Annotated in this window: 19 protein-coding genes and 1 pseudogene; 13 read left to right on the top strand and 7 right to left on the bottom strand. The window is 70.3% G+C overall.

What is annotated here, in order from left to right:
- The first annotated feature begins 1,065 nt into the window (after nucleotides 1–1,065).
- Nucleotides 1,066–1,953, top strand: a complete 888-nt coding sequence (locus ACFFNX_RS07845) for an enoyl-CoA hydratase-related protein (RefSeq protein WP_378197500.1) — start codon at nucleotides 1,066–1,068, stop codon at nucleotides 1,951–1,953.
- A 93-nt stretch (nucleotides 1,954–2,046) separates the two neighbouring features.
- Here ACFFNX_RS07845 and ACFFNX_RS52360 read toward each other — a convergent pair whose 3' ends face one another.
- Nucleotides 2,047–2,274 (bottom strand): putative acetyltransferase, encoded by a 228-nt coding sequence (locus tag ACFFNX_RS52360; RefSeq protein ID WP_446678506.1) that lies wholly within the window; start codon nucleotides 2,272–2,274, stop codon nucleotides 2,047–2,049.
- 136 nt (nucleotides 2,275–2,410) lie between these two features.
- On the opposite strand from ACFFNX_RS52360, the gene fdxA reads away from it, so the two are divergent.
- The 4 genes from fdxA to ACFFNX_RS07825 all read left to right on the top strand — a co-directional run bounded on the left by fdxA (nucleotide 2,411) and on the right by ACFFNX_RS07825 (nucleotide 5,863).
- On the top strand, nucleotides 2,411–2,737 hold the full coding sequence (gene fdxA, locus ACFFNX_RS07840; protein ID WP_329241848.1) for a ferredoxin: 327 nt from the start codon (nucleotides 2,411–2,413) through the stop codon (nucleotides 2,735–2,737).
- A gap of 68 nt (nucleotides 2,738–2,805) precedes the next feature.
- Nucleotides 2,806–3,891: a succinyldiaminopimelate transaminase gene (gene dapC / locus ACFFNX_RS07835; protein WP_378197496.1), complete on the top strand. Its 1,086-nt coding sequence runs from the start codon at nucleotides 2,806–2,808 to the stop codon at nucleotides 3,889–3,891.
- A 132-nt stretch (nucleotides 3,892–4,023) separates the two neighbouring features.
- Complete coding sequence (locus tag ACFFNX_RS07830) at nucleotides 4,024–5,166, top strand: acyl-CoA dehydrogenase family protein (protein WP_378197493.1); 1,143 nt, start codon at nucleotides 4,024–4,026, stop codon at nucleotides 5,164–5,166.
- A 190-nt stretch (nucleotides 5,167–5,356) separates the two neighbouring features.
- Nucleotides 5,357–5,863 (top strand): hypothetical protein, encoded by a 507-nt coding sequence (locus ACFFNX_RS07825; protein WP_378197490.1) that lies wholly within the window; start codon nucleotides 5,357–5,359, stop codon nucleotides 5,861–5,863.
- A 104-nt stretch (nucleotides 5,864–5,967) separates the two neighbouring features.
- Here the strand turns inward: ACFFNX_RS07825 and ACFFNX_RS07820 are convergent, their stop codons facing one another.
- Nucleotides 5,968–6,792 (bottom strand): hypothetical protein, encoded by an 825-nt coding sequence (locus tag ACFFNX_RS07820; protein WP_378197487.1) that lies wholly within the window; start codon nucleotides 6,790–6,792, stop codon nucleotides 5,968–5,970.
- 69 nt (nucleotides 6,793–6,861) lie between these two features.
- On the opposite strand from ACFFNX_RS07820, the gene ACFFNX_RS07815 reads away from it, so the two are divergent.
- Nucleotides 6,862–7,698, top strand: a complete 837-nt coding sequence (locus ACFFNX_RS07815) for a 2,3,4,5-tetrahydropyridine-2,6-dicarboxylate N-succinyltransferase (RefSeq protein WP_378197485.1) — start codon at nucleotides 6,862–6,864, stop codon at nucleotides 7,696–7,698.
- Nucleotides 7,699–7,891: 193 nt separating this feature from the next.
- Here ACFFNX_RS07815 and ACFFNX_RS07810 read toward each other — a convergent pair whose 3' ends face one another.
- Both ACFFNX_RS07810 and ACFFNX_RS07805 read right to left on the bottom strand, forming a co-directional pair.
- Nucleotides 7,892–8,716 carry a lysozyme gene (locus tag ACFFNX_RS07810; RefSeq protein ID WP_378197482.1) on the bottom strand — a complete coding sequence of 275 codons (825 nt, stop codon included), beginning with the start codon at nucleotides 8,714–8,716 and terminating at the stop codon, nucleotides 7,892–7,894.
- Nucleotides 8,717–8,767: 51 nt separating this feature from the next.
- Entirely contained in the window at nucleotides 8,768–9,541 is a 774-nt protein-coding gene (locus ACFFNX_RS07805; protein WP_378197479.1) for a peptidoglycan recognition protein family protein, read from the bottom strand.
- A gap of 213 nt (nucleotides 9,542–9,754) precedes the next feature.
- Between ACFFNX_RS07805 and dapE the strand changes: the two genes are divergently transcribed.
- From dapE to ACFFNX_RS07770, 7 genes are all read left to right on the top strand, one after another.
- On the top strand, nucleotides 9,755–10,816 hold the full coding sequence (dapE, locus tag ACFFNX_RS07800) for a succinyl-diaminopimelate desuccinylase (protein WP_378197476.1): 1,062 nt from the start codon (nucleotides 9,755–9,757) through the stop codon (nucleotides 10,814–10,816).
- Nucleotides 10,817–10,865: 49 nt separating this feature from the next.
- Nucleotides 10,866–11,267 (top strand): MerR family transcriptional regulator, encoded by a 402-nt coding sequence (locus tag ACFFNX_RS07795; RefSeq protein WP_378197473.1) that lies wholly within the window; start codon nucleotides 10,866–10,868, stop codon nucleotides 11,265–11,267.
- A 118-nt stretch (nucleotides 11,268–11,385) separates the two neighbouring features.
- Nucleotides 11,386–12,192: an LOG family protein gene (locus ACFFNX_RS07790; RefSeq protein WP_378197470.1), complete on the top strand. Its 807-nt coding sequence runs from the start codon at nucleotides 11,386–11,388 to the stop codon at nucleotides 12,190–12,192.
- A complete protein-coding gene (locus tag ACFFNX_RS07785) occupies nucleotides 12,192–12,773 on the top strand; it encodes an LOG family protein (protein ID WP_378197467.1) in 582 nt (193 codons plus the stop codon). The genes ACFFNX_RS07790 and ACFFNX_RS07785 overlap by 1 nt, the downstream gene beginning before the upstream one ends.
- A 69-nt stretch (nucleotides 12,774–12,842) precedes the next feature.
- Nucleotides 12,843–13,619, top strand: a complete 777-nt coding sequence (locus ACFFNX_RS07780; protein ID WP_378197464.1) for an RAD23 family protein — start codon at nucleotides 12,843–12,845, stop codon at nucleotides 13,617–13,619.
- Nucleotides 13,616–14,044, top strand: a complete 429-nt coding sequence (locus tag ACFFNX_RS07775; protein WP_378197461.1) for an SRPBCC family protein — start codon at nucleotides 13,616–13,618, stop codon at nucleotides 14,042–14,044. The genes ACFFNX_RS07780 and ACFFNX_RS07775 overlap by 4 nt, the downstream gene beginning before the upstream one ends.
- Nucleotides 14,041–14,616, top strand: coding sequence for a DNA-3-methyladenine glycosylase I (locus tag ACFFNX_RS07770; RefSeq protein WP_378197458.1), 576 nt, complete (start codon nucleotides 14,041–14,043; stop codon nucleotides 14,614–14,616). The genes ACFFNX_RS07775 and ACFFNX_RS07770 overlap by 4 nt, the downstream gene beginning before the upstream one ends.
- A gap of 4 nt (nucleotides 14,617–14,620) precedes the next feature.
- On the opposite strand, the gene ACFFNX_RS07765 is transcribed toward ACFFNX_RS07770, so the two are convergent.
- The 3 genes and pseudogenes from ACFFNX_RS07765 to ACFFNX_RS07755 form a co-directional block, all read right to left on the bottom strand.
- Nucleotides 14,621–14,803 carry a DUF397 domain-containing protein gene (locus ACFFNX_RS07765; protein WP_378197455.1) on the bottom strand — a complete coding sequence of 61 codons (183 nt, stop codon included), beginning with the start codon at nucleotides 14,801–14,803 and terminating at the stop codon, nucleotides 14,621–14,623.
- A 584-nt stretch (nucleotides 14,804–15,387) separates the two neighbouring features.
- Nucleotides 15,388–15,780: a hypothetical protein gene (locus ACFFNX_RS07760; protein ID WP_378197452.1), complete on the bottom strand. Its 393-nt coding sequence runs from the start codon at nucleotides 15,778–15,780 to the stop codon at nucleotides 15,388–15,390.
- 218 nt (nucleotides 15,781–15,998) lie between these two features.
- A pseudogene (locus tag ACFFNX_RS07755) lies at nucleotides 15,999–16,210 on the bottom strand (enoyl-CoA hydratase); the annotation flags it as partial.

Here is a 16,210-nt window from a genome sequence, read left to right as displayed (position 1 = left end):
GCGCTTGCCGGTCGCCTGCGCGCGGGATGTGAGAGGGGTAGTGCGGCGATCCCTGTCTTCCGCGCCGCCGTGGCCGGGCTGTGGGAGGGATGGCGCGGTGGTCCCTGCCTTCTGCATTCGCCGTCCGTTCTCGCCTCGGTGGGCTGTGGGAAAGGCGGTGCGGTGGGTCCCTTCCTTCTGCGCTTGTCGCCTGCTCTCGCCTCGGTCGGGGCGTGGGAGGGGTGGTCCGGTGGTCCCCCTCTGTGCCTGCAGGCCGCTCCTACCTGGGCGGGAGGGATAGTGCGGCGATCCCTGTCTTCCGCGTTTGCCGTTTGCTCCCGCCCCGGCCGGGGTGCGGGAGGGGTGTGGCGATCCCTGCTTTCTGTGCTTGCCGCGCCGCCTGGGCGCGGGATGTGGGGGGGACTGGTGCGGTGGCTCGTGTCTTCCGCGCTTGCCGTCTGCTTTCGCCTCGGCAGGGCGTGGGCGGGGTGGTGCGGTGGTCTCCGTCCTTTGCGTTTGCTGGTCTGTGTCTGTCGGCCGCTCCCCGCCTGGGCCGGGATGGGGAGGACGGTGCGGCGGTGCCTGTCTTCCGTACTTGCCGTCTGTTCTCGCCTTGGTCGGGATGCGGGAGGGGGTGCGGTCCCTTCTTTCCGCGCTTGCCGGTCGCCTGGGCGTGGGATGTGGGGGAGCTGGCGTGGTGATCCGTGTCTTCCGCGTCTGCCGTTTGCTCCCGCCCCGGCCGGGTCGTGGGGCGGTGTGGTTATCCGCGGTTGTCGCGCCGCTTGGGCCGGGATGTGGGAGGGATGGCGCGGTGGTCTCTGTCTTCCACGCTTGCCGCCTGCTCTCGCCTCTGCCGGAGTATGCGAGGGCTGTGCGGTGGTCCCTGCCTTCCGCGCCCTTCCCGTTTGTCGGGGGACACGTGCGGTGGTGGCGACAGTCGTCCGACCATGACGCGTTCGCGTATCGGATTCTAGAAGTCCACCTTCTAGAATCCGGTTCAGTATCGCCTCGGCCGCCGGTGGTGGTCGGGGTGGTGGGTGTGATCATGGTCACGGGCAGGGAGCAGCAGCCGAGCAGGGAGCAGCAGTGTCGTACACCGAGATCGAGTACTCCGTCGCCGACCGGGTCGCCACGATCACTCTCGACCGGCCGGAGCGGCTCAACGCGTTCACGTACGTGATGCGAGGCGAGTTGATCGACGCGTTCGACCGGGTCGACGCCGATGACGACGTCCGGGTGGTCGTGGTCACCGGGCGTGGGCGTGCGTTCTGCGCCGGGGCCGACCTCGAGCGTGGCGCGGGCACGTTCGACCACGGCGCGGCCGGGCGCGTTCCCGGTGAGCGTGAGGTGTTCGCGGACGGTGTCCTGCGGGACGGGGGCGGTACGGTCGCCCTGCGCATCGCGCGGTCCCTCAAGCCCGTCATCGCGGCGATCAACGGCCCGGCCGTCGGCGTCGGCGTCACGATGACGCTGCCGATGGACATCAGGCTCGCCGCCGACGGTGCCCGGTTCGGCTTCGTCTTCGCCCGGCGGGGCATCGTCACCGAGGCCGCGTCGAGTTGGTTCCTGCCCCGGCTCGTCGGCATCGCCCAGGCCATGGAATGGTCGGTGACCGGCCGCGTCTTCGACGCCGACGAGGCGCTGCGCGGCCGCCTCGTCTCCCGGCTGTACCCCGCGGAGGGCCTGCTCGACGCCGCGTACGAACTGGCCGGAGAGATCGCCGCCAACACGTCGGCCGTCGCGGTCGCCGCGGTGCGGCGCCTGATGTGGTCCGGGCTCAGCGCCTCCTCCCCGTGGGACGCCCACCGCGCCGACTCCCTGCTGATGCGCGCGTTCGGCTCCGCGCCCGACGCCGCCGAGGGGGTCACGGCGTTCCTGGAGAAGCGCGCGGCCGAGTTCCCCATGACGGTCAGCGGAGACCTTCCCGCGGACGTGCCCGTGTGGCCGGGGTCCGACCCCACCGGATCGATCTAGGGGCCCTTTGAAACAGTCGTTAGGGGTTTCCCGAGGGCATCGCCCCAGGTATCCACGAGAGCAGGTGTCCCCGAGAGAGGACATGAGGCGGTTTCAGCCGCCGGAGTCCGGTGACGACGGCCTACGGCGCGGGGGAGGAGGGGGGACGACCTTGCCCGCCACGAGTTCCGCCTCGGTCACCGTTACGACGGAACCGTCGCGGCGGCGTACCCTGAGTTCACCTTGGGACCACGCCTGCAGGTCTCCGAGCACATCGCTGTACGCTCCGTTGGGCAGCCGTCGACGGAGCGACACACGTCGTCCGACGTCGGATGGGGACACGGAAACGACGTACCGGGCGGAGAAACGCGGTCCGATGTGGTGCCCCCCATGTCGAAACGGTTGACTGATAACGGCAATACTAGGCAAGGAACCGCTGCGAGCCGTGGCGACGGCCACAGACGTTGAGGAGTAGGACGTGACCTACGTCATCGCGCAGCCTTGCGTGGACGTGCTCGACAAGGCATGCATCGAAGAGTGCCCCGTCGACTGCATCTACGAGGGCAAGCGCATGCTCTACATTCACCCGGACGAGTGCGTCGACTGCGGCGCATGTGAGCCGGTCTGCCCGGTTGAGGCGATCTTCTACGAAGACGACACGCCGGACCAGTGGAAGGACTTCTACAAGGCCAACGTGGAGTTCTTCGACGATCTCGGTTCGCCGGGCGGTGCGTCCAAGGTCGGCAAGATCGACAAGGACCACCCGATCGTGGCGGTACTGCCGCCGCAGGGCGACGAAGCCTGAGTTCGGATGAGAATGTTCGCGCGCCGTCCGTCCTCGGCGGACGGGCGGCGCGTACGGCTGGGAGACGCATGATCAAGACGCTGCCGGACTTCCCGTGGGACCTGCTGGCCCCGTACAAGCACCAGGCGCAGCAACACCCGGACGGCATCGTCGATCTGTCGATCGGCACGCCGGTCGACCCCACCCCCCAGCTCGTACGCCGGGCGCTGGCCGAGGCCGCCGACGCGCCCGGGTACCCCGCGACGTACGGCACTCCCGCGCTGCGTGAGGCCGCCGCGGGCTGGCTCGCCCGGCGGCTCGGGGTCGCCGCCGACCCCGCCGCGATCCTGCCGGTCATCGGCACCAAGGAACTCGTCGCGTGGCTGCCGACGCTGCTCGGCGCCGGAGCCGGCGACACCGTCGCGATCCCCGGTCTCGCCTACCCGACGTACGACGTCGGCGCGCGTCTCGCCGGGGCCACGTCGCTGACGGTCGACGGGCTGCTCGGTCTCGGGCCGGAGACCCCGAAGATCATCTGGATCAACTCGCCGTCCAACCCGACCGGCCAGGTGCTCCCCGCCGAGCACCTCCGCAAGGTCGTCGGGTGGGCCCGCGAGCGCGGCGTGATCCTCGTCAGTGACGAGTGCTACGCCGAGCTCGGCTGGGAGGCCGAGCCGGTCTCCGTTCTGCGCTCGGACGTCTGCGGCGACGACCACACCGGTCTGCTCGCCGTGCACTCGCTGTCCAAGCGATCCAACCTGGCGGGTTACCGCGCCGGCTTCGTCGCCGGCGACCCGGTGCTGGTCAAAGAGCTCCTCGAGGTGCGCAAGCACGCTGGGATGATCATGCCGGCGCCGGTGCAGGCCGCGATGACGGTCGCGCTCGAGGACGACGAGCACGTCGAGGAGCAACGGGCGCGCTACGCACGGCGTCGCGAGTCCCTGCGCACCGCCTTCGAGGCGCACGGTTTCCGCGTCGACCACTCCGAGGGCGGCCTGTACCTCTGGCTGACCCGCGACGAGCCCTGCTGGGACACCGTGAAGACGCTCTCCGAACTCGGCATCCTCGTCGCGCCGGGAGAGTTCTACGGGGCGCAGGGAGCGCGGCACGTGCGCGCGGCGTTCACCGCGACGGACGAGCGGGTCGCCGCGGCCGTCACACGCCTCGCGGGCTGATCGCCGAAGAGACGTATCTCATGCCGTGACCTTGGGTAGGTCGGCTGTGCCGGGCTGTGCGCGCCCGGGCGTCATGGTGTTTCATAGAACCGAATAAGGTTCTACTTACGCCGCCGTCGAGGAGCGCAACGTATGCAGCGCGAGATCTTCACCGAAGAACACGAGGCCTTCCGCGACACCGTGCGGTCCTTCATCGCGAAGGAGGTCGCGCCCTTCCACGAGCAGTGGGAGAAGGACGGCGTCGTCTCCCGCGATGTGTGGCTCGCCGCCGGGCGCCAGGGCCTGCTCGGCATCGACATCGACGAGCGGTACGGCGGTGGCGGCGAACCCGACTACCGCTACTACGTGGTCATGGGTGAGGAACTGGCCCGCGCCGGGGTCCACGGCCCGGGTTTCGCGGTGCACAACGACATCAACGGCGGCTACCTGAGCCGCCTCGCCACCGACGAGCAGAAGCAGCGCTGGCTGCCCGGCTACTGCTCCGGTGAGATCATCACCGCCATCGCCATGACCGAGCCCGCCGCCGGGTCGGACCTGCAGGGCATCCGGACGACCGCGGTCAAGGACGGCGACGACTACATCCTCAACGGGCAGAAGACGTTCATCACCAACGGCATCCTGTCCGACCTGGTCATCGTCGTCGCCCGTACGGACCCCGAGGCCGGCCACAAGGGCATCAGCCTGCTCGTGGTCGAACGCGGCATGATCGGCTTCGAGCGGGGCCGCAACCTGGAGAAGGTCGGGCTGCACGCTCAGGACACGGCCGAGTTGTACTTCGAGAACGTACGGGTCCCGAAGGAGAACCTCCTCGGCGAGGAGGGCGAGGGCTTCGTCTACCTGATGCAGAACCTCCCGCGCGAGCGGGTCGCCATCGGCGTCACCGCGCTCGCGGGCGCGGAGAAGGCGTTCGAGGAGACGCTGGAGTACTGCCGCGGCCGCGAGGCGTTCGGCCGGCCCATCGGGAGGTTCCAGCACAACCGGTTCACGCTGGCGGAGATCAAGACCGAGTTGTCCGTGGCCCGCGCGTTCACCGACCGCTGCGTGACCGAGCACGTCGCGGAGCGGCTGAGCACCGAAGAGGCCTCGATGCTCAAGTGGTGGAACACCGAACTGTGCAACCGGGTCGTGGACCGCTGCCTGCAACTGCACGGCGGCTACGGCTACATGTCGGAATACCCGATCGCCAAGGCCTACCTCGACGCCCGCATCCAAACGATATTCGGCGGCACGACCGAGATCATGAAGGAGATCATCGGCCGCAGTCTCGGTCTGTAGCTTCGGCGGCGGCACGAGAACGGGCGGGCGGCGGCACGTTTAGGCGCGGTGCGCTGGGTATCGGGGCTCCAACGCGATAAGACGGAGCCGACATGACCGAGGGCAGGGCGTCCGGCGGACGCAGGAGGCGGCCGCGAGGAGTCACCGGCCTGCGGACCATGCCGTGGACCTGTCGGACGAGGAGCAGCCGATGACCGTGAACAGCAACGAGCCGGCACACGAGCGGACGGCGGAGGCGATGGCCGCCAAGGCCGATGGCCTGAAGGAGCGCGCTCAGGAGAAGGCCGCGCAGGCCAAGGAGGCCGTCACGGGCCACGCCGGCGACGCCGTACGGACCACGCAGGAGAAGGCCGGGCAGGTCAAGGACACGGTCTCCGACCTGGCGTCCAAGGCGCGCGAGAACGCGACGCCCCCGGCGATCACCAGTCCCCCCGCCGTACGCGGCGCCGGCGCCGCGGCCGTCGGGGTGGCCACCGCACTGGCCGTGTGGCTGCTGCGCCGCCGGGCGAAGCGGAACGCCAATCCCTGGCGGCATGCCGCCCAGACCGCCAAGTCCCAGATCAAGACGGTACGCCGCGAGGCGAAGTCGGGCCTCAAAGCCGCGCGCAAGCGCTCACGCGCCGAGGCCGCCGCGCAGGTGGCCTCGGCCAGGGCGAAGGCGCACCGGGCCAAGGCCCGCGCGAAGTCCTGGAAGTGACCCATGACACGGACGACGCCGGCGCCCGCCGAGCGAACCGCCTCGCGGCGTCGGCGTCCCGTGGAGGAGTCCGGCGACCAGGAGAAGCCGCGTCGGGCGCCCGGTCAGCGGATCATGACGTGGTTCTCGGCGGCCTTCTTGTCCGTGGTCCAGCCGCTGTGGCCGTCGCTGGCGCGCCAGTGGCGGCCGGAGTAGCGGACCTCGCGCAGGCCGTACAGCTGTGCGTGGGCGACCAGCCAGCTCGCCATCGTCCAGCCGGATCGGCTGGTGGACGCGGGCAGGTCGTCGCCGTCGCCGTCGAGTTTCAGCGTCGAGCGGAGCTCGGCCAGTGCCGCTGGCGCGTCGGAGGTCTTCTTGCGCTTGTTCGGCGGGTACCAGCAGCGTACGGACGCCGGTGCGTGGCCCGTGAAGGCCGTCGCGAGGGTCTTGGCGTCCTCCTCGTGCTGGGCGTAGGCGCTGCCGTCGGCGCTGCGCTGGACCTTCTGCGCGGCCTCGTGCACCGGCAGGCCCGTGTAGTCCTTCACCTTGACCAGCGCGGTGAAGAAACGGCCGGTGGCGTACACCGGGTCCTTGAGCTTCTCGGCCGAGCCCCAGCCCTGTGACGGGCGCTGCTGGAAGAGGCCGACGGAGTCGCGGTCGCCGCTCTCCAGGTTGCGCAGGTGCGACTCCTGCAGCGCGGTCGCGTACGCGATGACCGCGGCGCGCTCGGGCAGCTTGCGGCGCAGCGCGACCGCGGCGATGGTGGAGGCGTTGGCGGCCTGTTCGAGGTCGAGCGGCATCACTCCGGCATCGGCGCGCGCCTCGCAGCTCGTGCCGTGGAGATACGGGCGAAAATGCAGGTAGAGCACCACACCGCCACCCGCGATGACCAGCGCCGTGGCCAACGCGACCGTCGCGAGCCGCAGCCGTCTCCTATCCGCTCTCCCCACGCGAAGACCGTACCGGCTCACCGACCCTGATGCGCATCGGTCGCCCACCGCGCCGCTATCCTCGCCGCCATGACCGACACGTTCACCAGCCCGATCTCCAGCGCCATCGACGAGCTGTGGGAACGCCGGGCGGAGCTGAGCCCCGAGGACACGAGCGCGCGCGAGGCCATCCTGGCCGCCGTCGACCAGATCGACGCGGGCACCGCACGCGTCGCCCACGTCGACGAGACCACCGACGAGGTCGTGGTCGACGAGCGCGCCAAGCGGGCGATCCTGCTCGGCTTCAAGGTCCTCGAGATGACGACCTCGCAGGCCGGCGACTTCCAGTACCACGACCGGATCCCGCTGAAGACCCGGTTCGACGGCGTGCGCGTCGTCCCCGGCGCGATCGCGCGCTGGGGCTCCTACCTCGCGCCCGGCGTCGTGCTGATGCCCTCGTTCACCAACGTCGGCGCGTACGTCGACTCCGGCACGATGGTCGACACGTGGGCGACCGTCGGCTCGTGCGCTCAGATCGGTAAGAACGTCCACCTGTCCGGCGGCGTCGGCATCGGCGGCGTGCTGGAGCCGCCGAACGCCCGGCCCGTCGTCATCGAGGACGAGGCCATGATCGGCAGCCGCTCGATGATCGTGGAGGGCGCGCGCGTCGGCAAGGGCGCGGTCGTCGGTTCTGGTACGAACCTCTCGGCGTCCATGCCGGTCATCGACGTGCAGACGGGTGAGGAGCTCGGCCGCGGCCGGATCCCCGACTGGTGCGTCGCGGTCGGCGGCACGCGGTTGAAGGAGTTCCCCGGCGGGACGTTCGGCATGCCCGCGGTGCTCGTCATCCGGCGTCTGGAGCCCGGCATGCGCCACGACAAGTCCCAGCTCAACGACATCCTGCGCGACCACGGCCTCAGCGCGTGAGTGGATGCGCCGGGGCCCGCGTACGGGCCCCGGCGCGTCGGCGGGGTCGGGATGTGCCGTCGGAGACGTCGGCGGCGTACCGCCGGAAGGCCGGCGTCGTTCCTTACGCCGGCAGGACACGGACACGGAGGAGATGCGAGGGGCCCCGGCGGCAGCGGGGAGGACGCCGGGGCCCCTGCACACCTGGCGGGGGTCAGGTGTTGTCGGCGAGGGCGAGCAGGCGGTCGGCCGTGCCGTTGAAGACGTCCTGGTCACCGGGGAACGTGCCGCTGTCGGCGTGCTGCCAGAACGTGTAGAAGCCCCAGCCGGCCGGCAGCGTGCCCGCCGAGCTGGAGTAACGCGCGATCCAGAGCGGGTCGTTGCTCGCGAAGGTGGAGTCGGAGTTACCGGTGCAGCTCGTCCACCAGTCGAGCGTGGAGTAGATGACCGCCCAGCGGCCGGTCTTGGCGTGGTACTCGTTGACGAACGCGTGGATCCAGCTGCGCATCGACGCCTGGCTGAGCCCGTAGCAGGTCGCGCCGTAGGGGTTGTACTCGATGTCGAGCGCGCCCGGCAGCGTGTGGTGGTCGGCGGACCAGGCGCCGCCGTGCGCGGCGAAGTAGTCGGCCTGCGCCGCGCCGCTGGAGGTGTTCGGCGTCGCGAAGTGGTACGCACCGCGGATGAGGCCGACGTTGTACGAGCCGACGTACTGCTGGCTGAAGTACGGGTTCGTGTACGACGTGCCCTCGGTCGCCTTGACGTAGGCGAACTTCGCGCCGTTGTTCTTGACGGTGGTCCAGTTGACGTTGCCCTGGTAGCTGGACACGTCCAGGCCGGGCAGCCCGGAGACGGCCGGGGTGACGGTTCCCGGGGCGGTCGAGCCCGAGCGGGCGGCCAGGCCCGAGCCCATGTGGTCCTGGTCGGGGTGGGTGATCGGGTTGGGGGACGCGCCGGCGGCGGGGCCGAGGGCGAGGGCGGTGCCGGCGAGGGCGAGCGCCGTGGTGGCGGTGCTCAACCGGCGGATCAGGCGGCGGGCCACGGATCCTCCTGGGGGGATTCGAGGGGCGGGAGAGGGTGAGGCGGCGTTGCCTCAGGAGCCCTCGCGGGCACCGACGGCGGGGCCGTGGTCGCCGCGATGGCGGGGTCCGGGCAGGTTCGACCGGACGTAGGGGGTCGCGCGCTCGGCGCGGAGGGGGGAGGCACCAAGGGCGGTCGCGACGTCGTTGCGCAGCTGGGGCAGCTTGGCGTACAGCGCGTCGCCGGGGCACTCGGTGCTGTTGTAGTCGCGGTGACCCACGATCGCGGCGTGCGGGTCGAGGCCGTAGTCGTCGCAGAGCCACGCGAGCGTCTGGACGAGGGCGTTCCACAGCGCGGTCGGGGGCAGCACGCTGGTGTAGGTGCCCTCGTTCTCGATGCCGAGGGTGTGCCCGTTCTCGTTGGCGGTCTGGGCGCCCATCACGTTGGCGCCCTTGCCGATGGCCTCCAGCGAGCGGTTGCGTCCCTCCATCACGTAACCGCCGCGGCTGATGGTCAGCTGCTGTCCGGTGTCGGCCCAGCCGTTGGTGTCCATGTGCAGGTCCTGGCAGTCACGGGACAGCTGGAACGCGTGCGAGAGCGAGTAGTCGGTGGAGTTGGGAAAGGCCATGTGGTGGACGACGAGGTGGTCGGGCGCGGCGATGATCTGCGCCGGTGACGTCGGGGGCCGTGCGCCCCACTCCGCCCGGGTGTAGACGCGCGGCCGGGTGTAGGCGTTGGCCGGGGCCGATCGGGTGAGGTCGGCCGCCCCGATGAGCGCGGCACCACCCGCGACGGCGGCCGCACGCACCATGAAGTCACGACGGCCGAAGGACGATGTGTCGGGCATGGCGGGGGACTCCCTGCGGTCGAAGCTGTTTCCGCTCCCGCCATAGGTAAATATCCTACCCAGTAACATCGCGAAAGGTGGAAAATTCCCCCAACGGAGCCCCTTTCTGTTGGCAGGTCGATAAGTCAGTACAGGTCAGGAGTGTCGTCAAGGGCCCTTCGGGGCGCGGGGGGTTGGCCGGATCCGGGCACTCCCGAAGTAGGCTGAGGGCTCATGCGGCTTGATCTGAACCAGGACGTGGCGGCTCTGACCGCGGCGATCGTCGACATCGAATCCGTCAGCGGCGACGAGAAGGCCCTCGCCGACGCCATCGAAGAGGCGCTGCGGGCCCTGCCTCATCTGACCGTCGAGCGCGACGGCGACACGGTGATCGCGCGTACGTCGCAGGGACGGAGCGAGCGGGTCGTCATCGCCGGCCACATCGACACCGTCCCGGTCAACCGCAACCTGCCCTCGCGGGTCGAGGGCGACCGGCTCTACGGCTGCGGCACCGGCGACATGAAGGCCGGCGTCGCCGTCCAGCTCAAGCTCGCCACGCTGGCCGAGACCAACCGCGACGTGACGTACTTCTTCTACGAGTGCGAAGAGATCGAGGAGGCGCGCAACGGCCTCAAGCGCATCGGCGACACCCGGCCCGAACTGCTCAAGGCCGACTTCGCCGTGCTCATGGAGCCCTCCGGCGGCATCATCGAGGGCGGCTGCCAGGGCACCATCCGGGTCGACGTGAAGGTACTCGGCGAGCGCGCGCACAGCGCCCGCTCCTGGATGGGCTCGAACGCCATCCACAGCGCCGGCGCGGTGCTGGACGTCCTGCGCGCGTACGAGCCGCGCCGCCCGGTCGTCGACGGGCTGGAGTTCCACGAGGGGCTCAACGCGGTGTTCATCAGCGGCGGCGTGGCCGGAAACGTCATCCCCGACGAGTGCGTCGTGACCGTCAACCACCGCTTCGCTCCCGACAGGTCACTCGAAGACGCCGAAAAGCACCTGCGGGAGGTCTTCACCGGCTACGACGTGACCGTGGTCGACGGCGCAGCGGGCGCCCGGCCCGGCCTCACGCATCCGGCCGCCGCGGCGTTCGTCGAGGCGATCGGCGGTGCGTCGATGGCGCGGGCCAAACTGGGGTGGACGGACGTCGCACGGTTCTCCGCACTCGGCATCCCGGCGGTCAACTTCGGCCCCGGAGAGCCGAGCCTGTCGCACACGAAGGACGAGTACGTCGAGATCCCGCGCATCTTCGCGGGAGAGGAGCGCATGCGGGCCTGGCTCACGGCGTGACCCGGCCCGCATGATTTGACCTGAAGCGCAGAAAGGCGAGAGTGGTCTCATGACGCAGGCGGCGACCGAGGCGCTCACCATCGCGGAGGCGGCCGGCCGCGCCGGCGTCTCCACCCACACCCTTCGCTACTACGAACGCATCGGCGCGCTCCGTGAGCGGCCCGAGCGCGATCCCAGCGGGCACCGCCGGTACACCGAGCGCGACCTGAGCTGGATCGTCCTGCTGACGCGCCTGCGCGCCACGGGCATGCCGATCGCCACGATGCTCCGCTACGCCGAGCTGGCGCGCGCGGGCACGGCCACGGCGGCGGAGCGCAAGGCACTCCTGCTGAACCACCGCGCCGAGGTCGCGGCCCACGTCGAGCAGCTCCAGCGCGACCTCGCGATGATCGACTACAAGATCGAGATCTACGACGACATCGAACGGGAGCGGATCGGCCCCGACGCCTGACCGGGGACGATCGGGCGACGGGGCGTACGGAGACGGGCGGGCGTACGGCGGGTGGCTTCCTCGTGACGCGTGCACCGGCCGAGTTAAACCGGTTGCCCGGCTGGCTACGGTTATGGGCATGCGATCTGACCAGGCGCCGCGCAGGAGGCGGCAGGGCCCGGCCATGCTCCGTGGCAAGGCCATCCCTTCGACGACCACCGACCAGAGACTCCTCGATGCCCGTGGCCCCTCGGACTGGGTGCACACCGACCCCTGGCGAGTGCTGCGCATCCAGGCGGAGTTCGTCGAGGGTTTCGGGTTGCTGGCCGATCTGCCGCACGCCGTGAGCGTCTTCGGCTCCGCGCGCACCAAGCCGGACGACGAGGAGTACGAGCTGGCGCAGCGGATCGGCGGCGCGCTGGCCGAGGCCGGGTACGCGGTCATCACGGGCGGCGGGCCGGGGATCATGGAGGCCGCCAACAGCGGCGCCGTCTCCGCGGGCGGCATATCGGTCGGGCTCGGCATCGAGCTGCCCTTCGAGCAGAGCCTGAACGACCACGTCGACATCGGCATCGAGTTCCGTTACTTCTTCGTCCGCAAGACGATGTTCGTGAAGTACTCCCAGGCGTTCATCGTGCTGCCGGGCGGCTTCGGCACCCTCGACGAGCTGTTCGAGGCGATCACCCTCGTCCAGACCAAGAAGATCACCCGGTTTCCGATCGTGCTGGTCGGCACCGCCTTCTGGGGCGGCCTGCTCGACTGGATCAAGAACCAGATGCTCCCGGCCGGCAAGATCGCCCACGAGGATCTGGACCTGGTCCACCTCACCGACGACCCGGCCGAGGTCGTGGAGATCGTCAAGCGCGCCCACGAGACGCAGGTGCGACTGCTGGAGGAGCGCGCCGCGCAGGAGGAGCTCGCGGCCGGGGGAGGGAACGGTTCCTGATGCGGGTCTGTGTCTTCTGTTCCTCCAGCGGCCGGATCGACCGCCGCTACCTCGAGCTCGCCGAACAGGTCGGCCGCGAACTGGCGCGCCGGGGCCACGCACTCGTCAGCGGCGGAGCGACCGTGTCGTGCATGGGCGCCGTCGCGCGCGCCGCGCGTGACGGCGGCGCCCATACCGTCGGCGTGATCCCCCAGGCGCTCGTCGACGTCGAGGTCGCCGACGACGACGGTGAGCTGATCGTGACCGAGGACATGCGGTCGCGTAAGGGCGAGATGGACCGCCGCTCGGACGCGTTCCTGGTCCTGCCGGGCGGGCTGGGCACGCTCGAGGAGCTCTTTGAGATCTGGACCTCGCGGGTGCTCGGCATGCACGACAAGCCGATCGCCATCCTCGACCCGTACTCCCTGTACGAACCGCTGCGCGACCTGATGAAGCATCTGCTGGAGGAGGGCTTCGCCCGGCCTCGCGTCTTCGACGCGATCGGCTGGACCAGCACGGTGGCGGAGGCCTTCGACCACCTCGAACGCACTCCGGTACGCCTGGAGGCGACGGCCGAGGACTACCTCGAATCGGAGCCGTGAGCGGGCCCGGTGCCGGGTGTGGCACGATCGGATGATCGAGGCACAGAGGGGAGCCCGATCTTGCTCGTCATGACCATCACCGTGGCGCTGGTCGCCGTGGCCGTGCTGGGCGCGATCGTCGTCGTGGCCGTCGGCGGAGGCGGCCAACTCTCCACGGAGCACCCGGACCATCCGCCGCTGGCCCTGCCCGGAGGCCGTGCCGTCGGCGGCACCGACGCGGTGCTCCTGCGCCTGCCGCTCGGGCTCTGGGGGTACCACAAGCAGATCACCGACGAGGCGCTGCAGCGTTTCGCGGACGAGCTGACCGAACGCGAGACGCGCATCGCCGTGCTCGAGCAGGAACTCGCCGAGGCACGCCAGGGACGCGACGGAGACACGCGGCCCGACCTGCGCCCGGAGCGGCACGTCGGTCGGCACGCGGCCCTGCCTCCGGCGCGGAACGACACGCCCGACCCGATGGTCACCCGCACCGACATCCGGCCCGGCCTGTCCGTCTCGGGCCAGGAGCCGCCCGCCACCCACACGGACGTCCCCTCCGAAGGGCCCACGCGGATCGGCGACCCGTGGAAGACGATCGTCGACCGGCCCGCGGACGCCGAGGAGGAGGCCGACCCGGTCGAGGAGCGCCCGTCCGAGCCGGTCGGGTCTTCGGTGGAAGAGTCGGCGGAGCGGCCTGTCGGGCACGCCGCGTCTTCCGAGCGGGTCGGGTCTTCGACGAAAGAGCCGGGGGAGGCATCGCAGGAGCGGCGTGTCGAGACCGCCGTGTCTTCCGGGCAGGCCGAAGCTCCGGCAGAAGAGCAGGACGAGCCCGAAGAGCCGGTGGCGCGGAAGGATGACGGCGAGTGAGCCGCGTGGCCGTGCACGCCTCGGTCGACGTACCGGCGCCCGCCGAACGCGTGTGGGAACTGCTCGTCGACTGGCCGCGGCACGACGAGTGGGTGCCCTTCACCCGCGCGGAGGGCGGCGCGGCCGAGGGTGAGGGCGTCGAGGCCTGGACCGGTGTCGGGCCGATCGGCTTCCTCGACACGATGGTGATCTCCGAGTGGAGGCCGTCGACGCGTGTCGCGGTCCGCCACACGGGGCGTCTGGTGCGCGGCGAGGGGCGTTTCGACCTGATGGACCTTCCCGGAGGACGCTGCCGGGTGACCTGGGCCGAGCTGATCGACCTGCCGCTGGGCCCGGCCGGCCGGGTGGGCTGGATCGCGGTCGGACCGCTCGCTCGTCTCATGCTCCACACGTCGCTCCGCCGTCTCGCTAAACTGTTCGAATGACGACGATCGGCCCTGATGGGCTGGCGCGCTGCCCGTGGGGCGTTTCGGCGCCCGACTACATCGCCTACCACGACGACGAATGGGGCCGTCCGGTCCGCGACGACCGCGGGCTGTACGAGCGCCTCTGCCTGGAGGCCTTCCAGTCCGGGCTGTCCTGGCTGACGATCCTGCGCAAGCGATCGGGCTTCCGGCGCGCCTTCGACGACTTCGCGATGGAGAAGGTCGCGGCGTACGGCCCGGCCGACGTCGAGCGGCTGCTCGCCGACGCCTCCATCGTGCGCAACCGCCGCAAGGTCGAGGCGGCGATCGCGAACGCCCGCGCCTCCCTCGACCTGCCGGACGGGCTGGCGGCTCTCGTGTGGAAGTACGCCGATCCCGCCGCGCCGGCCCCGAAGACGGTCGCGGACGTACCGGCCACGACCCCTGGCTCCAAGGCGCTGGCCAAGGAGCTCAAGGGGCATGGCTTCCGGCACGTGGGCCCCACGACCGTCTACGCCCTGATGCAGGCCTGTGGGCTGGTCGATGACCACCTGGTGGAGTGTCACCGGCGCGGGGCCTACACCACCGGCTGATCATTCAGAGCCGGTCCCAAGGGTTGGCTCTTTGGATACGGGTGAGGTCGTCTTTTCTCGGGCCTTTTCTATTCTGCGACGGGGGCGCCACGATGGATTTGGCGTTTAGGCGAGTGCTCATTGCGATTTCCACACAGTTGTCGCCAGCGTGACCACTGCGGCTGCTTCGGCGCCAGCCGATGGTCATTTCAGTCCCTCTTTCGCGGTAGCGGAACGGTCGCCGAATGCTTCTCGACGCCAACAGTGGGCGGAGTCGGTCGTGCTCACGTTTCCTCTCCCCAATCGGTCTGGCGGGTTTCGCCGACCTGGTGACATGGTTTGTAGGCAGCCCAAAAACGCCGAGACGGTGGTCACGGCTTACCTTTGCTGCCCGGTCAACGTGTTCGCCGGCCACGCATTCGCCGAGGCCATGTCTTACCTCGGCGAGGCGTTGGACGGAGAATCCCCCTCTATGCAGCGTACGCACAATTCGAAGGCAGTACGAGTCGATCCGCGACTCGTCGAATTTGCGTCGTGCCGAAAAGGTGCGCGAGCCGTCCGCATTAATAGATCAGCGGCTCGCCCTATCGATCACCGCCTCGTTCGCGAGCGGACGCGGAATGCCGTTCCGCGCGGTGCTGTCTCGGTGCCCGCCGCGTCATGGCGCGGATCCGGGCCGGACGCGCGACGCCTGGGGTGCACTCTCCGCGGCGGAGCCGGCCGGCCGATGGCCCCGAATAACGGTCGCCGTCCGTGCGGTGGCCGCAAGCGGCCGAGAAGAGTGACAAGCTCCTAGGCGAGCCGGCGCAAGGTGCCGGGCGTGACCGCGTGGACCTGCCCGGGTATGTCGTTGAAGCGGACATGTGCCTTCCCCCGGCCGACCTTCACCACCACGCCCCGGCCGAAGCCCAGCTCCATCGGACCGTCGAAGCCGTCTCCGGCCCGTACGGCGTCGCCGATGTCGAGGCTCTGTCCGGCGCAGTCGACGATGCCCATTGCGGGCGTGCGCTTTCGCCTGACGGCGTCAGCCGCCGGCCGGCGGGTGAAGGTGACCGCGACGGGCACGGCGGATGCCATCACGACGGCGGCCGCGACCCAGCTCGCGGGACTGGGAGACGCCAAGACCGCCAGGGCGGTGCCGGCTCCGATCGTCCCGGCCCCCGTGAGCGCGGTTCGCGTTGCCATGGGTCGGAGAGTAACCGTCCGACTCACGCGGACAACGGGTTGTGTCCGGTTGAGGCCGTTGTGACAACCTCTCGCCGTTTCGCGCATCGGGGCGCCCGCCCCGGCACGCGCGTACGAGAGTCGGCGGTCTTCGAAGACGGGTGGCCGTTGTGACGACCTCTCGCCGTCTCGCGCATCGGGGGCGGACACTCCAGTACCCCCACACGCGCGTACGACGGTCAGCGGCCCTCGAAGACGGGCTGTTCCTTACGCAGGAACGCCTTGGTGGCGGCGGCGTGGTCGGCGGTCTCGGCGCACGCTCTCTGCAGCTGTGCCTCATTGGCCAGCGCGCCGGCCAGGTCGGTCACCGCCGCGTGGTCCACCGCGGCCTTGACCGCGGCGTACGCCAGCGTGGGGCCCACGCCGACCCGGGCGGCCAGGTCGCGCTTTG

This window comes from Actinoallomurus acaciae, from assembly GCF_042429965.1.
GTDB classification, from domain to species: domain Bacteria; phylum Actinomycetota; class Actinomycetes; order Streptosporangiales; family Streptosporangiaceae; genus Actinoallomurus; species Actinoallomurus acaciae.
This window is presented reverse-complemented; position numbering and strand designations above follow the sequence as displayed.